The following is a 24,172-nucleotide window of genomic DNA, read 5'->3' as shown; positions in this document are numbered from 1 at the left end:
CTATTCTCTATCAAAGATATTTATGAAAACTCGCAAAACAACAATCGTTCAATTAAAACAATGATATGTTTATTCATCTAGCAATGATTCTTATTGTACAGCCAATAACGTCAATTCGGTGGTTATTCCAGATTGCACCGCTTTTCCGTCAATCACTATCTTACAGGGGGCAGAAGTAAGAATATACCATTTTTCCTGCTTCTTTTCAAGCAGCACATTAGCAGCCTCCGAAGTCTGGACACTGATACCGGATGCAGTCAGTTGCGTCCCGTTCCCCATAAACAGTGTCCGGTTTCCCGCATATTCGTTACTGATTACGGCATAGTCCGCTTTCACTTTCATTCCCTGATAAGTAGCGGTCTGCGACGAATCCGCCAAAGAGAAAATATGGTCTGTACGCCCGTTTTTACTTTCCACACAGATACCGGCAAAATCTTTCAATCCGGACTCTTCCGCATCAAAGTAAGAGACTGACTGAATAGCCGAAGGCTCTTTCTGCGTACTTGGTTCATAAACAGCGACAAAAGGACGGTTCCACGCTTCTCCATGCTGGCGGGCAACGAAGGTGAGAGTAGGCTGTTCCTTTATATTATAAGGCATATGGGGAGTCCGGCTCAATCCTTCGGTCATCGGTGCCAGTGCGGTGAACACTTCCCGTTCCGGTTCTCCTTTCATCCAAAGATTCATGGAAATATCATCTCCGCCTTTATCCTTCATGTCGATGGTAAAAGTCACTTTCACATCCTGACCGGTGGCAGCCACTTTCTTATCATATAAGTAGGAATAAGCATAAAGATGGGCACCTGCGAAAGCTAGCTCTTCGGTAGGCTGCAAATTCAAGTCCGTACCGTCGGCAGCCGTAAGTGTCATTGTCTGACCTAAATTATGGTAGAAATAATCGTGCATTTTATCGCCTCCCCGTTCTTTCCGGCTGCGGAATACATCCACATAATACCCTGTCTCCGGACCGGTAGTAACAATGCCCATCAGTCGAGTCTGATCCGCCCTGCTCTCCGGCTCACGGAAAGCGACCTGACTATAGGTGACGGAGGTAAATCCTTTACCCGGTTCCGCCGAAGCCGGAAAACAGGAAAGCAAATCGAAAGAATGATTACTTTTCATCACCGGATAACTGGAAATGCCATCTACACAAACCGTATTATGACTGGGGAATTGAGAGTAATATTCCGCATAATCCAGACCGCTATACAGGAAAAGTCCGATACCCGCATCCGGTCCCAGCACGTATCCTTTTCCGTAAAGCTCCATCGAAATGCCATTCGCGTGCATATGATTGCCTTCACTTGCGTTGAGAGAAATCATCAGACTGTTGCGCGGATGCATCCCGTTGCGCTGTACCAGCCACGATACGTTGGGAGCATAGAACAGAGGAGATACATAATCCTCGATTTTCCCCGCCTCCACCTTCGGGTCCAACACCAACGGCTTGTCCTCAAAGAAGGAATTGACAGAGGCCCGTACATTCTTCTTGCCACTTTTTTCGCTGCCTTCCTCCGGATTCAGACATTTCAGCAAAGCGGTGAAGTAACGTTCCTGCTCTTTCTTTCCGTTTGCCTGCGCATTCTGTATCATCCGGATAAAGAAGTTCGTACTTAAGTAACTTGGATGCGTATCTCCGAAACCACAGATCATCCGGTTCGGAAAAAGATACTGCGGAGTAGTCGCTACTGCTTTTGCCAGCACAGGCATTGCCTTTACCAAGTCATATTGCAGATTGTGGTCAAACTGATTGGCGAAGTTCGCGTAGTCATTGATGACTACACTGCTGTATCCCGGACATTCCGCCCATATACCCGTTTCGGAGTCAAAGCCGTAATCGGCCAGCTTGGTCAGACTCCACTGGCGGATGCTCGAACGGTTCATAACGTAGTCAATATAGTATTCGCGTCCTTTCCCGTCCGCATATTCTTTATTATCTTCCAGCACCAGTCCCACGTTCATGATATATCGTGCCTGCAATAAATCCCAGTTGTTATGGGGGACTCCGTTGGCGATGATATTATCCGCCCATTTCTTCAATGCGCCGGCATAAATCATCATCTTATCCGGATAGTTGGATTGCAGATAATGATAGAGGAAGTCATACAAAGGGACAACGATATGCAAAGCATCCTCATGGATCACTTCAAAAGAAGTCAGCCCCACCAGTGTCTGCTGATGCCCGTGATTCAGGTCAACAGGAACATTCCTGTAATAGATTCCCGTCATATAAGTATCGAAAACGCCGGCAGCCAGTCGGGCATACTTTTCCTCTCCCGTCATCCAATAGAGGAAAGCGGCGTCACGGGCAATTCCCAGAATCTCACAGTTCAGACTTTCAATATTGCGTCCGGTCTTGGACGGATGCACACTCTCCAGCGGACGGCCTTTCAGGGCATTGTTGCAGAAAGTCACGTTTCCTTCCGCACTATCGTCATAAGGTACTACATCTTCCAGTTTAGGTCGACCGTGCGTAGCGGCCGTCCCTCGTGTTCCGGTATAGCGAACCGTCGGGGCAGGTGCCTTCTCGCCTCCGGCATGGTCGAACACCTCACCTTTCACGTACACTTCCGTTGCATGCGACTTCCAGTACATGGCCAAACGGGATAATAACCAGTCCGGCTGACTTTCCGTACGTCGTGTATATACTTCCGTCCGTTCTTTCAGCTTGTTAAAGACATCTTGTGCCCATGCTTCCTTCTTGATCAACTTCCATGTTTCTTTTTTTCCTTCCGGGGTAGTCAGTACTCTCGGATGATCCTGCGGCATCTTCTCCGGCAACGGAATCTCCTGCCCGTGCGCATTCAGGAAAAAAAGCACACATAATCCTAACAAAATTCGTCTCATACTTCCATTTCTTATTTACGTTTGCTACGTATTTAATACGAAAATAAGGAATAATTTACCTAACTGGTATCAGAAAAGCTGTTTTTATTTTCAGCGGTACGGACTGCCTTCATACTCCGGACATTCAAGTATACTCAAAAAGATAGCCTGCAAGCATACCACTTACAGGCTATCACAATCCCCTTTTTTCCCTTTGTATCAGGGAGGCAACTTACGTTTCCCCGTCCCCGCCGGAACCTCTCGCTGTACATCCTTGCCATCGAGCTATATAAAACTCATACAAGGAGCATTTCCCCATTCAGACACAGTACCGACAGGTCCCCATAAGCCACTCCACAATGTTCTTGCGAATCTCCCCAACTATCGTTGGATTCATATGGGTATCCGCCCTTTTTCGATGCGAAGATAATTTTTTTATGCTATTATTATAGTTAACACTGTCTATTAAAAGTGTTAAAAATAAAGATTTCATACCATACTTCCGCAAGCCGGCACCAAAGAAGAATATTTATTTTCCCTAAACAAAGCGCTAATTCCGAACAAAGAATTATATTTGCAGAAATCTAACAATTCTGATACTTATGAAAATACTATCTATCCATGATTTGCAAATAATCAGGAAGAGAGCGGAGCACCATCTTTCATTGCGCGAAGAAAGTAATGAAAAGGTTTCCGAAAAATGTTGCGGGCTGGCGTCCGGAACAGCACACCTCCAGATTCTTATTTGCGGAGGTACCGGTTGTAAAGCCTCTTCCAGTCAGGGCATCACTGAAAATCTTCAAAAAGCCATTGAAAGAAACGGGATAACCGACAAAGTAGACGTCATCACAGTAGGCTGCTTCGGCTTCTGCGAAAAGGGCCCCATCGTAAAGATCATTCCTGACAATACGTTCTATACCCAAGTCACTCCCGAAGATGCGGAGGAAATCATCAGCGAACACATCATCGGAGGACGAAGAATCGGACGGCTGCTCTACATAGACCCGAAGACCGAGCAAACCGTCAGCGACTCCAAACACATGGACTTCTACCGGAAACAACTCCGCATCGCCTTGCGCAACTGCGGATTCATCGACTCCGAAAATATAGAAGAATACATCGCCCGTGAAGGATACTTCGCACTGGCCGACTGTCTTCTCAACAAACAGCCTGCCGACGTCATCGACATCATCAAACGCTCCGGACTGCGGGGGCGTGGCGGTGGTGGTTTCCCCACCGGCCTGAAATGGGAATTTGCCAGTAAGCAGGTATCGGACGTAAAGTACGTTGTCTGCAACGCCGACGAAGGCGACCCTGGCGCCTTCATGGACCGCTCCATTATGGAAGGCGACCCGCACTCTATTGTAGAAGCGATGTGCATCTGCGGTTACTCCATCGGTTCCTCCAAAGGACTGGTCTACATCCGCGCCGAATATCCGCTGGCCATCAACCGGCTCAAAAAAGCGATTGAGCAAGCCCGTGCATACGGATTACTGGGAGACCACATCCTGGGGACAGATTTCAGCTTCGACATAGAGATCCGTTACGGAGCAGGCGCGTTCGTCTGTGGCGAGGAAACCGCCCTCATCCATTCGATGGAAGGAAAACGGGGAGAGCCGACCCTGAAACCTCCTTTCCCCGCCGAATCCGGTTATCTGGGCAAACCGACTAATGTGAACAATGTGGAAACCCTCGCCAATATTCCCATTATCCTGACCAAAGGCGCCGAATGGTTCGCCTCCATCGGAACGGAACGCTCCAAAGGCACCAAAGTCTTCGCTCTTGCCGGAAAGATCAACAATGTCGGACTGATCGAAGTACCGATGGGAACTACCCTGCGGGAAGTAATCTACGAAATCGGCGGAGGCATCAAGGGAGGAAAGAAATTCAAAGCCGTACAGACAGGCGGTCCGTCAGGGGGCTGTCTGACGGAGAAACATCTGGATACTCCCATCGACTTCGACAACCTGCTGGCAGCCGGTTCCATGATGGGATCGGGAGGCATGATCGTGATGGACGAAGATGACTGTATGGTATCCGTCGCCCGTTTCTATCTCGACTTTACCGTCGAAGAATCCTGCGGTAAATGTACCCCATGCCGTATCGGCAACAAACGTCTGCTGGAACTGCTGAACAAGATAACGGAAGGACGGGGCACGGAAAAAGACCTGGACACGCTTGCCACCCTCGGACGGGTGATAAAGGATACGGCACTCTGCGGACTGGGACAGACGTCTCCGAATCCGGTATTGTCTACCCTCGACAACTTCCGTGACGAATATCTGGAACACGTCAGAGACAAGACCTGCCGCGCCAAACAATGCAAGTCCCTGCTGACCTATACCATTAATCCGGAACTTTGTATCGGTTGCCACTTGTGTGCCAAGAATTGTCCGGCGGATGCCATCAGCGGCTTGGTACGCAAGCCTCATGTCATCAACCCCGAGAAATGTATCAAGTGCGGCATGTGCATGGCACGCTGTAAATTCAAAGCTATTCTTGTCTGCTAAAATCTACTGCTATGGAAGAAAAACAAATTACCCTCCAGATAGACGGTCACTTTATCACCGTACCCGAAGGAAGCACGATCCTCGAAGCCGCCTGCAAAATCGGCATCAACATACCTACGCTGTGTCACATCGACCTGAAAGGAACCTGCATCAAGAACAATCCCGCTTCCTGCCGCATCTGTGTAGTCGAAGTGGCAGGACGCCGCAATCTGGCTCCCGCCTGCGCTACCCGTTGCACGGAAGGGATGGTAGTGAAAACCAGCACCCTGCGCGTGATGAACGCCCGGAAAGTGGTAGCCGAACTGATCCTGTCCGATCATCCCAACGACTGTCTCACCTGTCCCAAATGCGGCAACTGTGAACTCCAGACACTGGCACTGCGCTTCAACATCCGTGAAATGCCGTTCAACGGCGGCGAACTTTCTCCCCGCAAACGGGAAGTGACCTCCTCCATTGTGCGCAACATGGACAAGTGCATCTTCTGCCGCCGATGCGAAAGTGTCTGCAACGATGTACAGACAGTCGGCGCACTGGGAGCCATCCGCCGCGGATTCAACACAACGATAGCCCCTGCCTTCGACAGAATGATGAAGGACAGCGAATGTACCTACTGCGGTCAATGCGTAGCCGTATGCCCGGTAGGCGCACTGACCGAACGGGATTACACCAACCGCCTTCTGGACGATTTGGCCGACCCCGATAAGATCGTAATTGTCCAGACTGCCCCCGCCGTACGTGCCGCCCTGGGAGAAGAATTCGGCTTGCCTCCCGGCACACTGGTAACCGGAAAAATGGTTTACGCCCTCCGCGAACTGGGTTTCGACTACGTATTCGATACCGACTTTGCCGCCGACCTCACCATCATGGAAGAAGGTTCCGAAATTCTGAACCGACTGACACGCTATCTGGACGGAGATAAATCCGTCCGGCTTCCGATTCTGACTTCCTGCTGTCCGGCTTGGGTAAACTTCTTCGAACACCACTTCCCGGATATGCTGGATATCCCTTCTACCGCCCGTTCTCCACAACAGATGTTCGGCTCCATCGCCAAGTCTTACTGGGCAGAGAAAATGGGAATCCCCCGCGAAAAGCTGGTAGTCGTCTCCATTATGCCCTGCCTTGCCAAGAAATATGAATGTGACCGCGACGAGTTCAAAGTAAACGGTGTCCCCGACGTCGATTACTCCATCTCCACCCGCGAACTGGCACGCCTGATAAAGCGAGCCAACATCGGCTTTACCCTCGTGCTGGACAGCCCGTTCGACAACCCTATGGGAGAATCGACCGGCGCCGGTGTCATCTTCGGTACGACGGGTGGTGTCATGGAAGCCGCCCTGCGCTCCGTTTATGAAATCTACACCAGACAGCCGCTGAAGAATGTCAACTTTGAACAGGTACGCGGACTGAGCGGTGTCCGGCGCGCCACCATCAACCTGAACGGATTTGAACTGAAAGTAGGCATCGCACACGGACTAGGCAACGCAAGGCACTTACTGGAAGATATACGAAACGGACATAATGAATATCATGTCATCGAAATCATGGCATGCCCCGGCGGCTGCATCGGAGGTGGCGGGCAACCGTTGCATCACGGCAACTCGGACGTTCTCTACGCCCGTGCCAACGCCCTTTACCGGGAAGATGCCAACAAACCTTTGCGCAAATCTCACGATAACCCGTATATTCAGAAACTGTATGAAGAATATCTCGGCAAACCGCTGGGTGAGAAATCGGAAATGCTCTTGCACACGCATTATTTCAACAAATCGATTGATTAACTTTAAACAAGTACTATTATGTCAGATATCAAGCTAGCCTGCGATGTGGTGGAACAAGTCAAGACGATTTGCGACAAGCACGGGAACAATGCGGGCGAATTAATCAATATTTTGCATGAAGCACAACATCTGCACGGCTATCTGCCCGAAGAGATGCAACGGATCATAGCCTCCAAACTCAGAATCCCCGTGTCGAAAGTCTACGGAGTTGTGACATTCTACACCTTCTTTACGATGACTCCCAAAGGAAAGCATCCGATTTCCGTCTGCATGGGCACGGCGTGCTACGTACGTGGTTCGGAGAAGTTGCTGGAAGAGTTCAAGCGGGTACTCGGCATCGAAGTCGGAGAAACCACCCCCGACGGAAAGTATTCGCTGGATTGCCTGCGCTGCGTAGGCGCCTGCGGACTGGCTCCGGTAGTGATGATCGGCGAAAAGGTGTACGGACGACTGCAACCGGTAGATGTGAAGAAGATTATCGAGGAACTGGAATAAGTCTTCCCCGCCCTTCAAAAGAGGATGTGACGTATCGGGTATCCGATATGTCACGCATCTTCTTTGGGGTCGTATCCCCACTTCACATAAACCGCTCCCCAGGCAAATCCCGCACCGAATGCAGTAAATATCAGATTATCGCCTTTCTTCAGTTTTTTCTCAAAATCCCAGATGCAGAGCGGAAGCGTGCCGGCACTGGTGTTGCCATAACGTTCGATGTTGACCATCACTTTCTCGGACGGTACTTCCAGCCGTTGCGCCACAGCGGTAATGATACGCTGGTTAGCCTGATGGGGAATCACCCAATCAATATCCTCCTTAGTCAAGTGGTTTCTGGCGATAATAGCTTCACAGGAATCCGACATATTCGCTACGGCATACTTGAACACCGTGCGGCCTTCCTGATAAATATAATGCAGATGATGATCCAATGAATAATAGGAAGGAGGACATACGGAACCTCCCGCTTTAATATGCAGGAAAGGCAGCCCTTTACCATCCGTTCTCAGCACCGAATCCATGATGCCGACCTCTTCCGTAGTAGGTTCCAGCATAAAAGCGGCCGCACCGTCGCCAAAGATAGGGCAAGTGGCCCGGTCCGTATAATCGATTACGGACGACATCTTATCAGCACCTACAATAATAATCTTTTTATATTTCCCCGAACGGATAAAATTCGCTCCCGTTTCCATCGCATACAGGAAACCGCTGCAAACCGCCTGCATATCGAAAGCGAAAGCATTCTTCAGGCCCAGTCTTTCGCACAAGATAGATGCCGTTGAAGGAAAACGATAGTCCGAAGTAGTAGTGGCGACAATGACCAGATCGATATCATCGGGATGACTCTTTGTGCGTTGCATCAACTGCTTGGCGGCCTTACGGGCCATATACGAAGTTCCAAGCCCCTCTTCATTCAAGATATGTCGTTCTTTTATGCCGATACGCCCCATGATCCATTCGTCGGTGGTATCCACCATTTTAGAAATTTCATCATTAGTCAGCACATAATCGGGCACATATCCCCCGACCCCAGTAATTACCGCATTTATTTTATCCATCAAGTCTATTTTCAGAATTACAAATATGTGATATCTCAAAAAAAATATCGGGCGCAAATATACAGAAAAGAGAATGATATACAAGAGAAGAGTACTAGAAATACCAGACACTTTGACCTATGAAAAGAACTTTTGGCTAAAGAACGAGAAGTTTTGACTAAATTTCAGATTCAGCGGAGAGAGCGGGATTCGAACCCGCGATACACTTTTGGCGTATACACGCTTTCCAGGCGTGCCTCTTCAACCACTCGAGCATCTCTCCTTTCAAAAAACTCAATAAACACTAAGAAAACGCTCCCGTTTTCGTTTCACAACATCGGAGGCGTCGCCCTCCATAAAAACAAAAAAGCAGCCCAAAAGCTGCTTTCCAGCGGAGAGACAGGCTCTCGAACTTATACTTTCACAGAATATCATAAAACTGCAAACGACTGATAATCAAGTGTAAATTACAATATAGAGTAAAAGTAAATGTTTCTAAATGTCTTTTGCTATCTCAATAATTGGGTGTATATTTGGGTGTAGAATTTCAAACGCACCCAATTATGAATATCAAGCGCAACATCATTTTTGCATTGGAGAGCCGGAAAAAGAACGGTGTGCCAATCGTAGAGAACGTACCCATCCGTATGCGTGTCATCTTTGCCAGCCAACGCATCGAGTTTACAACGGGCTACCGGATTGACGTAGCCAAATGGGATGCAGATAAGCAGCGGGTAAAGAACGGATGTACCAACAAGCTAAAGCAAAGTGCAGCCGAAATCAATACGGACTTGCTGAAATACTATGCCGAAATCCAGAATATTTTCAAGGAATTTGAGGTGCAGGAGGTCATGCCAACGACCCAACAGTTGAAGGAAGCTTTCAACATGAGAATGAAAGACACCAGCGAAGAACAGCCGGAAGAAGCCCCTGTCAGCTTTTGGGAGGTGTTCGATGAGTTTGTAAAAGAGTGCGGTAACCAGAATAACTGGACGGCATCCACCTATGAAAAATTTGCAGCAGTGAGGAACCACCTCAAAGAGTTCAAGGAGGATGCAACGTTCAACTATTTCAACGAGTTTGGATTGAACGAATACGTCAACTTCCTGCGTGACACCAAGGATATGAGAAACAGCACCATCGGCAAGCAAATGGGATTCCTCAAATGGTTCCTGCGCTGGAGCTTCAAGAAAGGACATCATCAGAACATTGCATACGATACGTTCAAACCGAAACTGAAAACCACCTCGAAAAAAGTAATCTTCCTGACTTGGGATGAACTGAACAAGCTGAAAGACTACCAGATACCCAAGGATAAGCAATACCTGGAACGTGTGCGTGATGTTTTCCTGTTCTGCTGCTTTACGAGTTTGCGGTATTCGGATGTTCGCAATCTGAAAAGAAGCGATGTGAAGTCCGACCACATCGAAATAACCACAGTCAAGACTGCCGACAGCCTGACGATTGAACTGAACAAATACAGCAAAGCCATACTGGACAAATACAAGGACATCCATTTCGAGAATTACATGGCTCTGCCCGTCATCAGCAACCAGAAGATGAACGATTACCTGAAAGAGCTGGGCGAACTGGCAGAAATCAACGAGCCTGTACGGGAAACCTACTACAAGGGAAATGAACGTATTGATGAAGTCACACCCAAATACGCTTTGCTCAGTACCCATGCAGGAAGAAGGACATTCATCTGCAATGCGCTGGCTCTCGGAATCCCGGCACAGGTGGTCATGAAATGGACGGGACACAGCGACTACAAAGCTATGAAACCCTACATTGACATAGCGGATGATATTAAGGCAAATGCCATGAACAAGTTTAATCAACTATAAAAGTATCAAACAGTTTCATAGATAGTTACCAATGACTATATTTGTAGAAATTATCATCACAATATGAGCAACAAGGAATCCAACATAGAGAAAACGAATTTTGATACATTCATACAAGCGGTCGGTTCGGAAATAGAACAGGCACAAGTAAGGCTGATTGTTGCAGCCAATGCACAAATGCTGTTCCATTACTGGAAGATAGGCAATTACATCCTTTATCACCAGCAGCTGCACGGATGGGGAAGCAAAATCATCAAGCAGTTGGCAAAGGCTATCCGACTGCATTACCCTGAAAAGAAAGGCTATTCGGAACGTAACCTTACCTATATGTGCCAGTTTGCAAAAGCATATCCTTTAAGAGCGTTGCAAAGTTTCATAGAAACAGATGCAAGCCTGTCTGTCCCAACCATACAGAGTGTGACCAATGAAGTATTAAAACTGAATGACAAGCAATTTACGCAGGAACTTACTGCGCAAATACAATCGATTGATTGTCAATCATTAGCAATTACGCAGGAAGTTCCTGCGCAATTTGAAGATGTGGGAAAAACCGTGTCTGCCATTTACAGGATGGGAATCAGGGAAATAGAAGAAGTTTTCTTGACCTCTCCTATAGCCAAAATAAACTGGACAAGCCAAATGACTATACTTGACAGTTCGCTACCTTTAGGTCTAAGCTACTGGTACATGAAGCAGTCTGTGGAAATAGGATGGAGCAGCAATGTATTGAAAATGCAAATTGACAGTGATTTGTATAGCCGACAAATCAGTAACAACAAGGTAAACAATTTCACGACCACACTTCCGGCTCCACAAAGCGACCTTGCCAATTACCTACTCAAAGACCCGTACATCTTTGATTTGGCAGGAGCCAAAGAAAAAGCAGACGAAAGGGATATTGAAGAACAGCTGGTGAAACACGTTACCCGCTACCTGTTGGAAATGGGCAACGGTTTTGCCTTCGTTGCCCGGCAGAAGCACTTCCAAGTCGGAAACAGCGATTTCTTTGCCGACCTGATTCTATATTCCATTCCGTTGCACGCATATATCGTGGTAGAATTAAAGGCTACCCCATTCAAACCGGAGTATGCAGGACAACTGAACTTCTACATCAATGTGGTGGATGATAAACTGAGGGGAGAGAATGACAACAAGACTATCGGGTTGTTGCTATGCAAGGGAAAAGACGAAGTTGTGGCACAATACGCATTGACAGGCTATGACCAGCCCATCGGCATCAGCGATTACCAATTGAGCAAAGCGATTCCCGAGAAACTGAAATCAGCGTTGCCCAGCGTGGAAGAAGTGGAAGAAGAACTGGCCTCTTTCCTTGACAAAGACAATAACACTCAAAAATAGTTGCGTCCATGAAAGATGTAATTACAACGCTGATTCCCCGATACGGAGAATTGAACAGAATATATAAAGACTGGTTTGATAATAAAGGTTTCTCTTTTGAAAAGCAGAAATTCATTACCAAGTTCTATCTGGACTACAATGATGTAACGGTTCTTGAAACAGCCATTCTTGAACTGGTGTTTCATCTTCCACAGGAGCAATACACACTGATTCTGAATAGCCTGAAAAAGGAAGTATGCGAAAACATAAGTTATTACAAGAAAGGATGTATGCCAGATGAACAGACCGTTTACAATATCTGCTTCCGAGTTTCAGAAATCTATAAAGAAGCCATAGAAGAACAGCAATACAAGACGACCAAGCTCCATGCTCCGCTAAACGAAGCATACCACCGATACGATTCCATAGGTTATCGGGAACACACTGCAGAGGATGAAAAGCGTGCGGAAATGGAATATGAACGGTACAAAGATGAATACGAGGAGAAAAAAAACAAGCTGACCGAACTCTACGATCTGCAAAAACAGACCAGAGAGAAAGCCCTGCAATATGCAAAAAGCCGTTTCAATGAAATCTATCGGCTGGGCTGCCACCTCAAAGAGACATTGGCGAAATATGTATTTGATGAAACAAACGAGCCGGAAGAGCCAGCCGAACAAGAACCAAATGCCCCCAACATACAGGAAGAAGTGCTGGGAACGAAACAGACTGAGTATTTCAATATGGAACTGCTTTCGCTCATTCATGTAACCTGCGTGGGAGAACAGTTCGAGAATATTTCCGAACATGATTTCTATACCTGCATGAACCTGCTACCAAGCGACACCAAACCCCAAATCAGACCGAGAGAAAAAATACGTACCTGCTATCTGATATTCCTGATGAGCGAAAAACTGCCCAAACAGGACAGGGAGAATTGGAAGAGGAATATCCTGAAAATATTGGATATTGAGGAAAGCTACTACAAGTCAAAGTACAAAGAGCCTGTTTCCGATTTCCCCAGTGACAGCAACCGGAAATTTGCCAAAGAAATGGATGGTATATTCCGATAATCTGTGATATGCCCTGACATTTTACGAAACAACCACTTTTACCACTCAAATTAAATTTTTGAGTGGTATTTTTATTATCTGATATTCAGATAAATAACAAGATATTCCATTTATATCAACCACATCCTTACCACTTACAACCCTACCTAATTTTGCATCGTTCGAGAACAGAGATAACAGCCAGTGCGCAGGGCTGATTGTTAAACGACTAAATAGATTGAACGATGAAAAATCTTCAAGAATTATTATCAAAACCCGTCTGGCAGATGACAGGTGAAGAGTTCATATTCCTAAGTAAGCACGCTTCCCGTCAAACGGAAACGCAGCCACAGCCCATTACAGACACAGAAAGAAAATATGTGTACGGAATACTGGGCATAGCCAAACTGTTCGGGTGCAGCCTACCCACCGCCAACCGTATCAAGAAAAGCGGAAAGATTGACAAGGCAATCACTCAGATAGGACGTAAGATTATCGTGGATGTTGAGCTTGCCCTTGAACTGGCTGGAAAGAAAACAGGAGGACGGAAATAACGGGAGGCATGGCTATGGACTATATGAAAGAGACTAAGGAAATATCGGCTGAAGAAGCCATAATCCTTTGGCAAGCCTCACGTTTGAGCCTGTCGAAAAGTTATGAGAAAGCACCTGAAATCCTTAAAGTACATGATTCTGTCATTGGGACATTGGGTAATTTCAGCGCATCCATCGGCAAAGCCAAAAGTAAAAAAACGTTCAATGTATCGGCTATCGTAGCCGCTGCATTGAAGAACGGCACAGTGCTGCGGTATGTGGCTGAACTGCCTGAAGATAAGCGGAAAGTGCTTTATGTTGATACAGAGCAAAGCCCTTACCATTGTCTGAAAGTCATGACGCGCATTTTGCGAATGGCTGGTTTGCCAGATGATAGGGACAATGAGAATCTTGAATTTCTTGCCTTAAGAAAATACACGCCTGAGCAGCGTATCAGGATTGTGGAACAGGCTATTTACAATACACCCGAAATCGGTCTTGTAATTATAGACGGCATACGGGATATGGTGTATGACATCAACAGCCCCAGTGAATCAACACGCATCATATCCAAGCTGATGCAGTGGACGGACGACAGGCAGATACATATCCATACGATACTGCATCAGAACAAAGGGGATGAGAACGCAAGAGGGCACATTGGTACGGAGTTGAACAACAAGGCGGAAACCGTATTGCAGGTAGAAAAGGACAAGGGCAACGGTGACATCAGCCATGTTTCAGCCATTCACATCCGGGCAATGGACTTTGAGCCTTTCGCATTCCGTATCAACGACAAAGCCCTTCCCGAACTCATTGAGGGATACAAACCTGAAACAAAGAAGCCGGGAAGACCCGAAGAAGAGAAGTTCGACCCTTACAGGCATATCACCGAGCAGCAGCACCGTATCGCATTGGAAGCCGTTTTCGGGCTGAAAGAGGAATACGGCTACAAGGAACTGGAAGATGCCTTAATCAAGACCTATATGTCAGTGGGTGTAAAGCTGAACCATAAAAAGGCGGTATCGCTCATCACCATGCTCCGCAACAAACGGATGATAGTGCAGGAGACAGGCAGAAAATACACATTCATGCCTGACTTCCACTATTAGCCCATTTCCCTACAATCACTTCACTTTATTCTCGGGGTGTATATATTAGGAATATAGTGAAGTGCTTGGGGAATGGGACTAAATCACTTCACTTTATTACCGTATCCTATATATACGAGAATTTAGTGAAGTGATTATAGACCGTACTTCCTAAAAAGGTACGGGCAAAAAGAAAAATAAACCAATTCACCAACTACTAAAACAATCATTTTATGGATATACAGACAGCCAAGCAAATCAGAATAGCGGATTATCTGCATAGTTTAGGATATTCTCCCGTCAAGCAACAAGGTGTCAATCTGTGGTATAAATCACCGTTAAGGGAAGAAGCCGAAGCCTCGTTCAAGGTAAATACCGAACGTGAACAATGGTATGACTTCGGTTTGGGTAAAGGTGGTGGTATCATAGAACTGGCTGCACACCTGTACGCTACCGACCATGTACCTTACATCTTGAAACGGATAGCAGAGCAGACACCGCACGTGCGCCCGGTATCTTTCTCTTTTGGAAAGCAAAACTCTTCCGAGCCGAGCTTCCAACAGTTGGAGATTGTTCCGCTGTCATCTACTGCCCTGCTTGCCTACTTACAAGGTAGAGGAATTAACATAAAACTGGCGAAAAGAGAATGTAGTGAAGCACGTTTCACTCACAACGGCAAGCGGTACTTTGCCATCGCCTTTCCCAATGGTTCGTGTGGATATGAAATCCGCAACCGCTATTTCAAGGGCTGCATCGCCCCAAAGGAAATCTCCCACATCAGGCAGTCGGGAAAAGCGAGGAATACCTGTTATGTGTTCGAGGGATTTATGGACTACCTCTCCTTTTTGACATTGAGACAAGAGAGCTGCCCAAATTATCCGGAATTGGACGGGCAGGACTACATTGTATTGAACTCCGTATCGAATGTAAACAAGGCTCTCTATCCGTTGGGCAATTACGAACGCATCCACTGCTTTTTCGACAACGACCATGCAGGACTGGAAGCACTCCGGCAAATCCGCATGGAATACGGCAGAGAGCGGTACATCCGGGACGCTTCGCAGATTTACAGAGGATGCAAGGACTTGAACGAATACTTACAGAAACAGATTGAAAGAAAAAGGCAGCTCCAGTCCGCCAAAGGGGTGCGCAGCCAATCACCGGAAAAGAAGAACGGCTTCCAGTTATAGCCCACTATAACTACACGCTTCGCTTTCGTAGTTGTGGGCTCTCCCGAGGGGATTAGGGCTTTGCCCTAATGACCCACTCAGGGCGTTTCACCCCTGAGAACCCCGAGCAAAGAGTGACCCTCTCTTTGCAATCTCCGCTTATGGGTTACCCCTAAGAACCCCTCTGCGAAAGCGAGCAAAGTAAATCAATTGTAAACAAAGGAAAGAAGCTATGGCAACAAAATCAAGCATACATATCAAGCCTTGCAACATCGCATCGAGCGAGGCACACAACCGAAGGACTGCCGAGTATATGCGTAATATCGGGGAGTCCAGAATCTATGTCGTTCCCGAACTTTCCACCGATAACGAACAGTGGATAAATCCCGACTTCGGCACTCCCGAACTGCGAACTCATTATGACAATATCAAGCAAATGGTCAAGGAAAAGACCGGACGTGCCATGCAGGAAAAGGAAAGGGAACGCAAGGGAAAGAATGGAAAGATTATCAAGGTGGCGGGATGCTCACCCATCCGTGAAGGAGTATTGCTTATCAGACCGGACACCACACTGGCTGATGTACGCAAATTCGGTGAAGAGTGCCAAAGACGCTGGGGCATCACTCCGCTACAGATTTTCCTGCATAAAGACGAAGGGCATTGGCTGAACGGTCAGCCGGAAGCAGAAGACAAGGAGAGCTTCCAAGTCGGTAACAGATGGTTCAAACCAAATTATCATGCTCATGTCGTATTCGACTGGATGAACCATGAAACTGGAAAGAGCCGAAAGCTCAATGACGAGGATATGGCAACCATGCAGACCCTTGCTTCCGATATTCTCCTGATGGAACGTGGACAGGCAAAAGCTGTCACAGGTAAAGAGCATCTGGAACGAAATGATTTCATCATTGAGAAGCAGAAAGCCGAACTGCAACGTATAGAGGAAACCAAGCGACACAAGGAACAACAAGTAAGCCTTGCCGAACAGGAACTCAAACAGGTAAAAGCAGAGATACGCACGGACAAACTAAAGAAAACAGCCACCAATGCTGCTACCGCCATAGCAAGCGGTGTAGGTTCTCTTTTCGGAAGCGGTAAGCTGAAAGAACTGGAACATCACATCGAGCAGCTACATCAGGAAATTACCAAACGGGACAAAGCTACTGATGAATTAAAAATTCAGATACAACAAATACAGGAACAGCATAGCAGACAAATTCGTAATCTTCAAAGAATACATAATCAAGAACTTGAAGCCAAAGACAAGGAAATATCACGATTGAGCACCTTGCTTGAAAAAGCCCACAAATGGTTTCCCATGTTCAAAGAGATGTTGAGAATGGAAAAATTATGCGCTGTTATCGGGTTTACCAAAGACATGATAGAAAACCTCTTGACAAAGAAAGAATCCATACAATGTAGTGGCAAAATTTATTCCGAAGAACACAGGTGGAAATTTGACATCAAGAATGATATTTTTAGGGTTGAGAAACATCCGATGGATAGTGGTAAGCTTATGCTGACCATAAACCGACAACCCATAGTACAATGGTTTAAGGAACAATGGGAAAAGTTACAGCAGAATCTACGTAACTCGGTGCAGAGAGAGCAAAAATCCAGAGGATTTAGAATATAGAATAGCCTATTATTAATAAAATCAAGTATCTATGCATCCAAACAGATTGTTTTTATTACAGAATCAAAATCCTAAGAATTTATAAAAAATGAAGCCTAAAGAAGTTTTGGAAAAATGGATAGATTGCTTTAACAAAGCAGATGCTTATCATATAGCAGAGCTGTATGCTACTAATGCAGTAAATCATCAAGTCGCAAACGAACCAATAATAGGTAAAGAATCAATCTACAAAATGTTTGTGAATGAATTTACCACTGCTAAAATGGTTTGTATGGTGGAAAATATTTTTGAAGATGGCGAATGGGCTATCATGGAATGGAAAGACTCTCTTGGACTTCGTGGATGCGGATTTTTTTCATGTAAAAGATAACAAAATCGTCTTTCAAAGAGGGTATTGGGATAAACTTTCATTCTTGAAGCAACACAATCTTCCAATTGAATAAGTACTATCAGAATACGGACTGGGAAATTGAAATACCCAGTCCGAGTTATATAATGAATTTTACTTGTTAAACTATTTAAAGTCAGTTGGATAACAAACCATACCTTTCACATTCTCAGTAGCTCCAGGTATTAATTCAGCCACCATGCAATATTCATGAGAGACTTCGAAAGGAAATTCAATTCCTAAATCGATAGCCTTGCGATAGCCAAATCGAGGATAATACTCTTTATGCCCCAATACGACTGCTGTGCCGTAACCCAAAAGTGCTGCCCTCTGATGGGCTTACTGAATCAACATCCCCCCCAATTCCCTTACGCTGGAATTCCGGCAAGACTGCCAATGGAGCTACACTCAGGGATGTGACAGACTGGGTGTCACTGTCTATCTTTACTTCTGTAAGTAAGATATACCAGACAATTTGTTTTTCTGTCATTTTCTTGTTCTTATCTAATTGTTAGGCTCATTGTTGTTATACATTGTTTAATTATAGATAAATCGTGAATATCCTTCTCTCTTAAATCGTAGCCCGAATGGAATACTTGTTGCCCTTTTGCAGAAATGCAAGGGATGCTTCTGCCTTCAAAGACTGCTGTTCCAAAATAGTCCGGTTGAAATTCATACCAGCCTCCATCCAAGTCGGCTTGTTTGGAAGTGCCGTCCGCATTCAAGACAAAAGGATGGATATCAATATAGCCTAATTCTTTGCTATACAGTTCCACACGGGTGGGCAACCAATTTGTTTCAATTTGATATCCTCTCTCCTGCAAAAGATCAAGGAGTTGGTCTGTATAATTGGCATCAAAATCAATGTCAATATCTCTATGCAAGCGGGTTTGCTGTCCGTACAAGACATCCACTCCCCAGCCTCCATCCAACCAAAACTGCATGTCCAGGCTTTCCAACAAGTCCAAAACTTGAAATAACTCTGTAATCGTAGTGTGTTCTTTCTTTGTCATATAATAATTCTTTAATAAATAATACTATGCGTAATTATCCAACTGCTTGATTGAAGAAATAAAATTTGCACCCACTCCAATCAGAAAGATAACCCATCCGCTGATCATAAAGACGGATGTGATACCCCATGCTTCCACCCAATATCCTGAAGCTACGATACCCAGCATTGATGGAAAGGTACTCAAACTAAAGATGAGAGAAAAAGTCCGTCCAAGCATGTCCGAAGCCAAGTTCTGCTGAATAATAGCGATGAAAAGCGCATGGTAAATGGAATAGGCTATGCCTCCTGTAAATGTTAGGCAAACAAAACCTATAAATGCGCTTGATGGTAAATAACTGGCGCTAATCAGATACAATCCCAATATCACATAAGCCGTATGCATCACTAATGTTTGCTTGCTTTTCAAAGCCTTACAGGCAAGTACTAAACCGCCCAACAATGCCCCTGAGCCCCAACCCATTTCCACAACTCCCATTTGCAAAATGTTTCCGTTGAAATGCAGAAGCGTCATAAAAGGAAATAACGTAAAAACAGGCATAAGGACAAAAGTCACCAGCGTAAAGCATACGAATAAAGGCAAAATGCCCATTGTACGCCGCAAGGTATGCCAACATTCCGTCAGTTCTTTTTTGAAATCTGGAAGAACTTTCGTTTTTTGAAGAGAAGGAATCTGGACACAAAGTAAGGTCAGACAAGCAGCAACAGCTCCGATCACATCTATGAGCAGAATATACTGTATGGGAAGCCAAACAACGAGGCTTGCCCCTACAACGGGAGCTATCACCTCACTGAAGGATTGAATGGAATGGTACAAACCTGATACCCTGACAAGATGGTGCTTGGGAACCAGTAGAGGGATGCTTGCCTGTAAAGCAGGTGCATGAAACGTACTGCCTATTGAACGACAAGCAGTCAATAGATAAAAAAAAGAAAGGTCTTTATAACCCTTGGTTATCACAATAAAAAGACATAGGGTACAGAACGCGATGAACAAGTCCGAATAAAACATCGTTTTCTTTCGATTCCATCTGTCAACATAGACCCCGGTAAACAAGCCTAATACAAATTGTGGTAAAAATCCAGCTAAAATAGCCAGAGATAAAGCTGTCGGGGATTTAAATTCGTTGCTAATCCAAAAAATAATGGAGAAGCCAACAATCGAACTTGTTAAAATAGATATGAGTTGGCCTATTCCTATCACGGCCAAAGTTGATTTCCAATGATTCATTGTGCTAATATTTCATGCGTTTATAGATAAGTACTTTCGTACATTAAGCAAAACGAAATTCTATCCACACAAAAAACTTGTATTATAATCCACTCCTGACGTTGGAATACAATAACAAATACTTTCAGGACGATGTAAAGTCCTGAAAAATCAAACTGAATGGATAGATAAATATTAGTCTTTTCTCATCGGATTCTTTTAATATCGCTACTCTTTTATTATGTAGTGGTTGTATTATCTTAAATAAAACAAAAACACCCGACTTTGCATTCTTGGGTGTAAAACTGGGTGTTTGTTTTGCAATCTGCTGATTTTCAGCGTTTGTTGCGGAGAGACAGGGATTCGAACCCCGGGTACCTCGCGGTACAACGGTTTTCAAGACCGCCGCAATCGACCACTCTGCCACCTCTCCAAAACTTCCTTATCAGAAGTGCTTTTCGTTAAAAGCGGTGCAAAGGTACGAAGATATTTTAAACTTGCAAGAGTTTTCACTAAAAATTTAATCTAATCTTTTCCTAAGGATAGCAATTAATAGGTATTTTATGTTGAAAAGCATAAAATAGAGCATATTTATGCTGATTATATGAAAAATGATTGTAACTTTGTGCGCTCTAAAGAATAGGATAACTACAACCTCTAATTTTATCATTTTATGGAATTAAACAAGATCTTTAAAGACGGTCTTTGGAGCAGCGAAATCAACGTCAGAGATTTCGTAAGTCATAACATCACTCCGTATTACGGAGATGCTTCATTCCTCGAAGGACCTACAGAACGTACCAAAGCCGTATGGAACCGCTGCCTCGAAGCGTTGGCAGAAGAAAGAGAAAACAACGGTGTCCGCTCATTAGATAATGTTACCGTATCAACCATCACTTCCCACAAGGCCGGATATATCGACAAGGAAAACGAACTGATCGTCGGCCTGCAGACAGACGAACTTCTGAAACGTGCCATCAAGCCTTTCGGAGGTATCAACGTAGTCAGCAAAGCCTGTCACGAAAACGGTGTGGAAGTGGACGAACGCGTAAAAGATATTTTCACTCACTACCGCAAGACGCACAACGACGGAGTATTCGACGTATATACGGAAGAAATCCGTTCCTTCCGTTCGCTGGGATTCCTCACCGGACTTCCCGACAATTATGCACGCGGACGCATCATCGGTGACTACCGCCGTATGGCTCTTTACGGCATCGACCGTCTGATCGAAGCAAAGAAGGAAGATTTGCACAACCTCACCGGTCCGATGACAGAGGCCCGTATCCGTCTGCGCGAAGAAGTGGCAGAACAGATCAAGGCACTGAAAGACATGAAAGTGATGGGCGAATACTACGGTCTCGACCTGAGCCGTCCCGCTTACACGGCACAAGAAGCCGTACAGTGGGTATATATGGCTTACCTTGCCGCCGTCAAAGAACAAGACGGTGCCGCCATGTCACTGGGTAACGTTTCTTCTTTCCTCGATATCTATCTGGAATATGAACTGAGCAAAGGAACCATCACCGAATCGTTCGCGCAAGAGCTGATCGACCAGTTTGTCATCAAACTGCGTATGGTCCGCCACCTGCGTATGCAATCATACAACGACATCTTTGCAGGCGACCCGACCTGGGTAACCGAATCTCTGGGCGGACGTCTCAACGACGGACGTACCAAAGTGACAAAGACCTCTTTCCGTTTCCTGCAGACATTGTACAACCTCGGCCCTTCACCGGAACCGAACCTGACCGTACTCTGGAGCCCGGAACTTCCGGAAGGATTCAAAGAATTCTGTGCAAAGGTTTCTATCGACACTTCTTCTATCCAGTACGAAAATGACGACCTGATGCGCGAAGTACGTCAGTCCGACGACTACGGAATCGCCTGCTGCGTATCATATCAGGAAATAGGCAAGCAGATTCAGTTCTTCGGTGCCCGTTGCAACCTGGCCAAAGCCCTGTTGCTTGCCATCAACGGCGGACGTTGCGAGAATACCGGTACAGTCATGGTGAAGAACATCCCCGTACTGACCAGTGACACGCTGAAGTTCGAAGAAGTAATGGACAACTACAAGAAAGTGCTGACCGAAATCGCCCGCGTATATAACGAAGCGATGAACATCATCCACTATATGCACGACAAGTATTACTACGAGAAAGCCCAGATGGCTCTTGTAGATACGAACCCGCGCATAAACCTTGCTTACGGTGTTGCCGGACTTTCCATCGCACTCGACTCACTGTCTGCCATCAAATATGCGAAAGTAACTGCCCGCCGCAACGATATCGGCCTGACAGAAGGCTTCGACATCGAAGGAGAATTCCCTTGCTTCGGTAACGACAACGACAAGGTAGACCACCTTGGCGTAGACCTGGTATACTTCTTCAGCGAAGAATTGAAGAAATTGCCTGTTTACAAGAATGCCCGTCCTACCCTCTCCTTGCTGACTATCACTTCCAATGTGATGTACGGCAAAAAGACCGGTGCTACTCCCGACGGACGTGCCAAAGGTGTTGCCTTCGCTCCGGGTGCCAACCCGATGCACGGACGCGACAAGAATGGTGCGATCGCTTCTCTGAGCTCTGTAGCGAAACTTCGTTACCGTGACTCACAGGACGGTATCAGCAACACCTTCTCTATCGTTCCGAAATCACTGGGTGCTACGGACGAAGACCGTATCGAGAACCTCGTGACGATGATGGACGGTTACTTCACCAAAGGTGCCCACCACCTGAACGTAAACGTACTGAACCGTGATATGCTGTACGATGCCATGGAGCATCCGGAGAACTATCCGCAGCTGACCATCCGCGTTTCCGGCTATGCCGTAAACTTCGTGAAGCTGAGCCGCGAACACCAACTGGAAGTTATCAGCCGTAGCTTCCACGAACGTATGTAATCTATTACTCTATATGATGATAAACGTACATTCATACGAAAGTATGGGAACATTCGACGGGCCGGGCTTACGGCTCGTCGTTTTTCTTCAAGGATGCAACTTCCGCTGCCTCTATTGCGCCAATCCGGATACGATAGCAGGAAAGGGAGGCACGCCTACCCCACCGGAAGAAATCGTCCGCATGGCAATGAGCCAGCGCCCCTTCTTCGGGAAACGAGGAGGAATCACTTTCTCCGGAGGCGAACCGACGTTTCAGGCGAAAGCACTCGTCCCGCTGGTCCGCGAACTGAAAGAAAAAGGCATCCATGTCTGTCTGGACAGCAACGGAGGACTTTGGAACGAAGACGTAGAAGAATTATTCAAGCTGACCGATCTTGTGTTATTGGATATAAAGGAATTCAACCCCAACCGCCATCAGACGCTGACCGGAAGAAGCAACGAGCAAACCATCCGCACGGCCGCCTGGCTGGAAGAACAGGAGAAACCTTTCTGGCTGCGTTATGTGCTAGTGCCCGGATACAGCGATTTTGAAGAAGACATACGCGCACTGGGAGAAGCACTCGGAAAATATAAGATGATCCAACGGGTGGAAATACTGCCTTACCATACACTGGGCGTACATAAGTACGAAGCGATGGGACAGGAATACAAGATGAAAGGGGTAAAAGAAAATACCCCCGAACAGCTTGAAAAAGCTGCGGAGGTATTCAAAGAGTATTTCACTACGGTGGTAGTTAATTAATGGAGAATTCTCCAATGACCTCAAAGCAAGGGCATTCTTTAATCCGTTCCCAAGGATCTACGATCCCATTATAGTTGGTGTCGGGACTTAAATCCCGATGCCCTACTACTTTAGCTTCCGGATAACGCTGCAACAATTCGTGTACCAAGCGATGTAGCGCCTCCTTCTGACGGGGGGTACGCGTATCCGCCGCTTTTCCATTCTCATCCAGACCGCCCTCATAGCATACACCTAAGCTGATCGCATTATAGCCACGTGCATGAGCTCCGACCGTATCTTCATCCCGCATCGGCTCAATCTCGCCCGACTTGCGTATATAATAATGATACCCCCAGCACGAAAAGCCACGATAACGGTGAGCCGTATCCACATCCTTTGCCGTAAAGTCGCAATCGACACGGGTGGCGGAACAATGGATCACGATCAGACTAATCTTTCTCATGTTCCTTTTCCCTTTCCGTCGTTTTCACTTTGCACACCTCCTTACAAGTAGTATGATAGCGCACTTCTCTCACCACCTTGTCCCGCTTTCTCTTTCCGAAGAAAGGAATCAGATACATGATCACATCTAAAATCCGGTTTACTATTTCTTTCATCTTATCAAAA

The 24,172-nt window shown here is 46.1% G+C and carries 19 protein-coding genes and 2 tRNA genes; 13 read left to right on the top strand and 8 right to left on the bottom strand.

Going from position 1 to position 24,172, the window contains the following annotated elements; genetic code table 11:
• Positions 1–90: 90 nt before the first annotated feature.
• A complete protein-coding gene (locus ACHLI0_RS22265; RefSeq protein WP_490750064.1) occupies positions 91–2,847 on the bottom strand; it encodes an endo-acting ulvan lysase-like protein in 2,757 nt (918 codons plus the stop codon).
• A gap of 581 nt (positions 2,848–3,428) precedes the next feature.
• Between ACHLI0_RS22265 and nuoF the strand changes: the two genes are divergently transcribed.
• The 3 genes from nuoF to nuoE are packed head-to-tail and all read left to right on the top strand — an operon-like array spanning position 3,429 to position 7,609.
• On the top strand, positions 3,429–5,336 hold the full coding sequence (nuoF, locus tag ACHLI0_RS22260) for an NADH-quinone oxidoreductase subunit NuoF (protein ID WP_490750063.1): 1,908 nt from the start codon (positions 3,429–3,431) through the stop codon (positions 5,334–5,336).
• 11 nt (positions 5,337–5,347) lie between these two features.
• The gene (locus ACHLI0_RS22255; RefSeq protein ID WP_490750062.1) at positions 5,348–7,114 is read left to right on the top strand and encodes an NADH-dependent [FeFe] hydrogenase, group A6; all 1,767 of its coding nucleotides are present in this window, start codon (positions 5,348–5,350) and stop codon (positions 7,112–7,114) included.
• Positions 7,115–7,132: 18 nt separating this feature from the next.
• Positions 7,133–7,609: an NADH-quinone oxidoreductase subunit NuoE gene (nuoE, locus tag ACHLI0_RS22250; protein ID WP_008766748.1), complete on the top strand. Its 477-nt coding sequence runs from the start codon at positions 7,133–7,135 to the stop codon at positions 7,607–7,609.
• 50 nt (positions 7,610–7,659) lie between these two features.
• Here the strand turns inward: nuoE and ACHLI0_RS22245 are convergent, their stop codons facing one another.
• Positions 7,660–8,667 carry a beta-ketoacyl-ACP synthase III gene (locus ACHLI0_RS22245; protein ID WP_008760442.1) on the bottom strand — a complete coding sequence of 336 codons (1,008 nt, stop codon included), beginning with the start codon at positions 8,665–8,667 and terminating at the stop codon, positions 7,660–7,662.
• 174 nt (positions 8,668–8,841) lie between these two features.
• A tRNA-Ser gene (locus tag ACHLI0_RS22240) sits at positions 8,842–8,929 on the bottom strand.
• A gap of 280 nt (positions 8,930–9,209) precedes the next feature.
• Between ACHLI0_RS22240 and ACHLI0_RS22235 the strand changes: the two genes are divergently transcribed.
• From ACHLI0_RS22235 to ACHLI0_RS22200, 8 genes are all read left to right on the top strand, one after another.
• On the top strand, positions 9,210–10,493 hold the full coding sequence (locus ACHLI0_RS22235; protein ID WP_004308773.1) for a site-specific integrase: 1,284 nt from the start codon (positions 9,210–9,212) through the stop codon (positions 10,491–10,493).
• A 63-nt stretch (positions 10,494–10,556) separates the two neighbouring features.
• Entirely contained in the window at positions 10,557–11,852 is a 1,296-nt protein-coding gene (locus ACHLI0_RS22230) for a PDDEXK nuclease domain-containing protein (RefSeq protein WP_005924237.1), read from the top strand.
• An 8-nt stretch (positions 11,853–11,860) separates the two neighbouring features.
• Complete coding sequence (locus ACHLI0_RS22225) at positions 11,861–12,904, top strand: hypothetical protein (RefSeq protein ID WP_122270914.1); 1,044 nt, start codon at positions 11,861–11,863, stop codon at positions 12,902–12,904.
• 224 nt (positions 12,905–13,128) lie between these two features.
• Positions 13,129–13,437: a DUF3853 family protein gene (locus tag ACHLI0_RS22220; protein WP_004308776.1), complete on the top strand. Its 309-nt coding sequence runs from the start codon at positions 13,129–13,131 to the stop codon at positions 13,435–13,437.
• 14 nt (positions 13,438–13,451) lie between these two features.
• Positions 13,452–14,528: an AAA family ATPase gene (locus tag ACHLI0_RS22215; protein WP_008766855.1), complete on the top strand. Its 1,077-nt coding sequence runs from the start codon at positions 13,452–13,454 to the stop codon at positions 14,526–14,528.
• A gap of 212 nt (positions 14,529–14,740) precedes the next feature.
• Positions 14,741–15,697, top strand: coding sequence for a DUF8464 domain-containing protein (locus ACHLI0_RS22210; protein WP_004308778.1), 957 nt, complete (start codon positions 14,741–14,743; stop codon positions 15,695–15,697).
• Positions 15,698–15,908: 211 nt separating this feature from the next.
• The gene (locus tag ACHLI0_RS22205) at positions 15,909–17,312 is read left to right on the top strand and encodes a hypothetical protein (RefSeq protein WP_004308779.1); all 1,404 of its coding nucleotides are present in this window, start codon (positions 15,909–15,911) and stop codon (positions 17,310–17,312) included.
• A gap of 88 nt (positions 17,313–17,400) precedes the next feature.
• The gene (locus tag ACHLI0_RS22200; protein WP_445536420.1) at positions 17,401–17,682 is read left to right on the top strand and encodes a YybH family protein; all 282 of its coding nucleotides are present in this window, start codon (positions 17,401–17,403) and stop codon (positions 17,680–17,682) included.
• A gap of 518 nt (positions 17,683–18,200) precedes the next feature.
• Here the strand turns inward: ACHLI0_RS22200 and lnu(AN2) are convergent.
• The 3 genes from lnu(AN2) to ACHLI0_RS22185 form a co-directional block, all read right to left on the bottom strand.
• Positions 18,201–18,713, bottom strand: coding sequence for a lincosamide nucleotidyltransferase Lnu(AN2) (gene lnu(AN2), locus ACHLI0_RS22195; protein ID WP_004308783.1), 513 nt, complete (start codon positions 18,711–18,713; stop codon positions 18,201–18,203).
• Between the two features lie 24 nt (positions 18,714–18,737).
• Positions 18,738–19,943, bottom strand: coding sequence for a macrolide efflux MFS transporter Mef(En2) (mef(En2), locus tag ACHLI0_RS22190; protein ID WP_122270910.1), 1,206 nt, complete (start codon positions 19,941–19,943; stop codon positions 18,738–18,740).
• 327 nt (positions 19,944–20,270) lie between these two features.
• Positions 20,271–20,355, bottom strand: a tRNA-Ser gene (locus ACHLI0_RS22185).
• Positions 20,356–20,595: 240 nt separating this feature from the next.
• Here ACHLI0_RS22185 and pflB point away from each other — a divergent pair.
• On the top strand, positions 20,596–22,824 hold the full coding sequence (pflB, locus tag ACHLI0_RS22180; protein WP_225693276.1) for a formate C-acetyltransferase: 2,229 nt from the start codon (positions 20,596–20,598) through the stop codon (positions 22,822–22,824).
• 16 nt (positions 22,825–22,840) lie between these two features.
• Positions 22,841–23,566: a pyruvate formate-lyase-activating protein gene (pflA, locus tag ACHLI0_RS22175; RefSeq protein ID WP_490750184.1), complete on the top strand. Its 726-nt coding sequence runs from the start codon at positions 22,841–22,843 to the stop codon at positions 23,564–23,566.
• Here the strand turns inward: pflA and ACHLI0_RS22170 are convergent.
• Together ACHLI0_RS22170 and ACHLI0_RS22165 are read right to left on the bottom strand one after the other, a co-directional pair.
• Positions 23,559–24,008, bottom strand: a complete 450-nt coding sequence (locus ACHLI0_RS22170) for an N-acetylmuramoyl-L-alanine amidase (RefSeq protein WP_008766752.1) — start codon at positions 24,006–24,008, stop codon at positions 23,559–23,561. The two genes, pflA and ACHLI0_RS22170, sit on opposite strands and share 8 nt — an antisense overlap.
• Entirely contained in the window at positions 23,995–24,162 is a 168-nt protein-coding gene (locus ACHLI0_RS22165; protein WP_008766753.1) for a hypothetical protein, read from the bottom strand. The genes ACHLI0_RS22170 and ACHLI0_RS22165 overlap by 14 nt, the downstream gene beginning before the upstream one ends.
• Positions 24,163–24,172: the final 10 nt, after the last annotated feature.

This window comes from Bacteroides sp. RCH18 (genome assembly GCF_058231005.1).
This window is presented reverse-complemented; position numbering and strand designations above follow the sequence as displayed.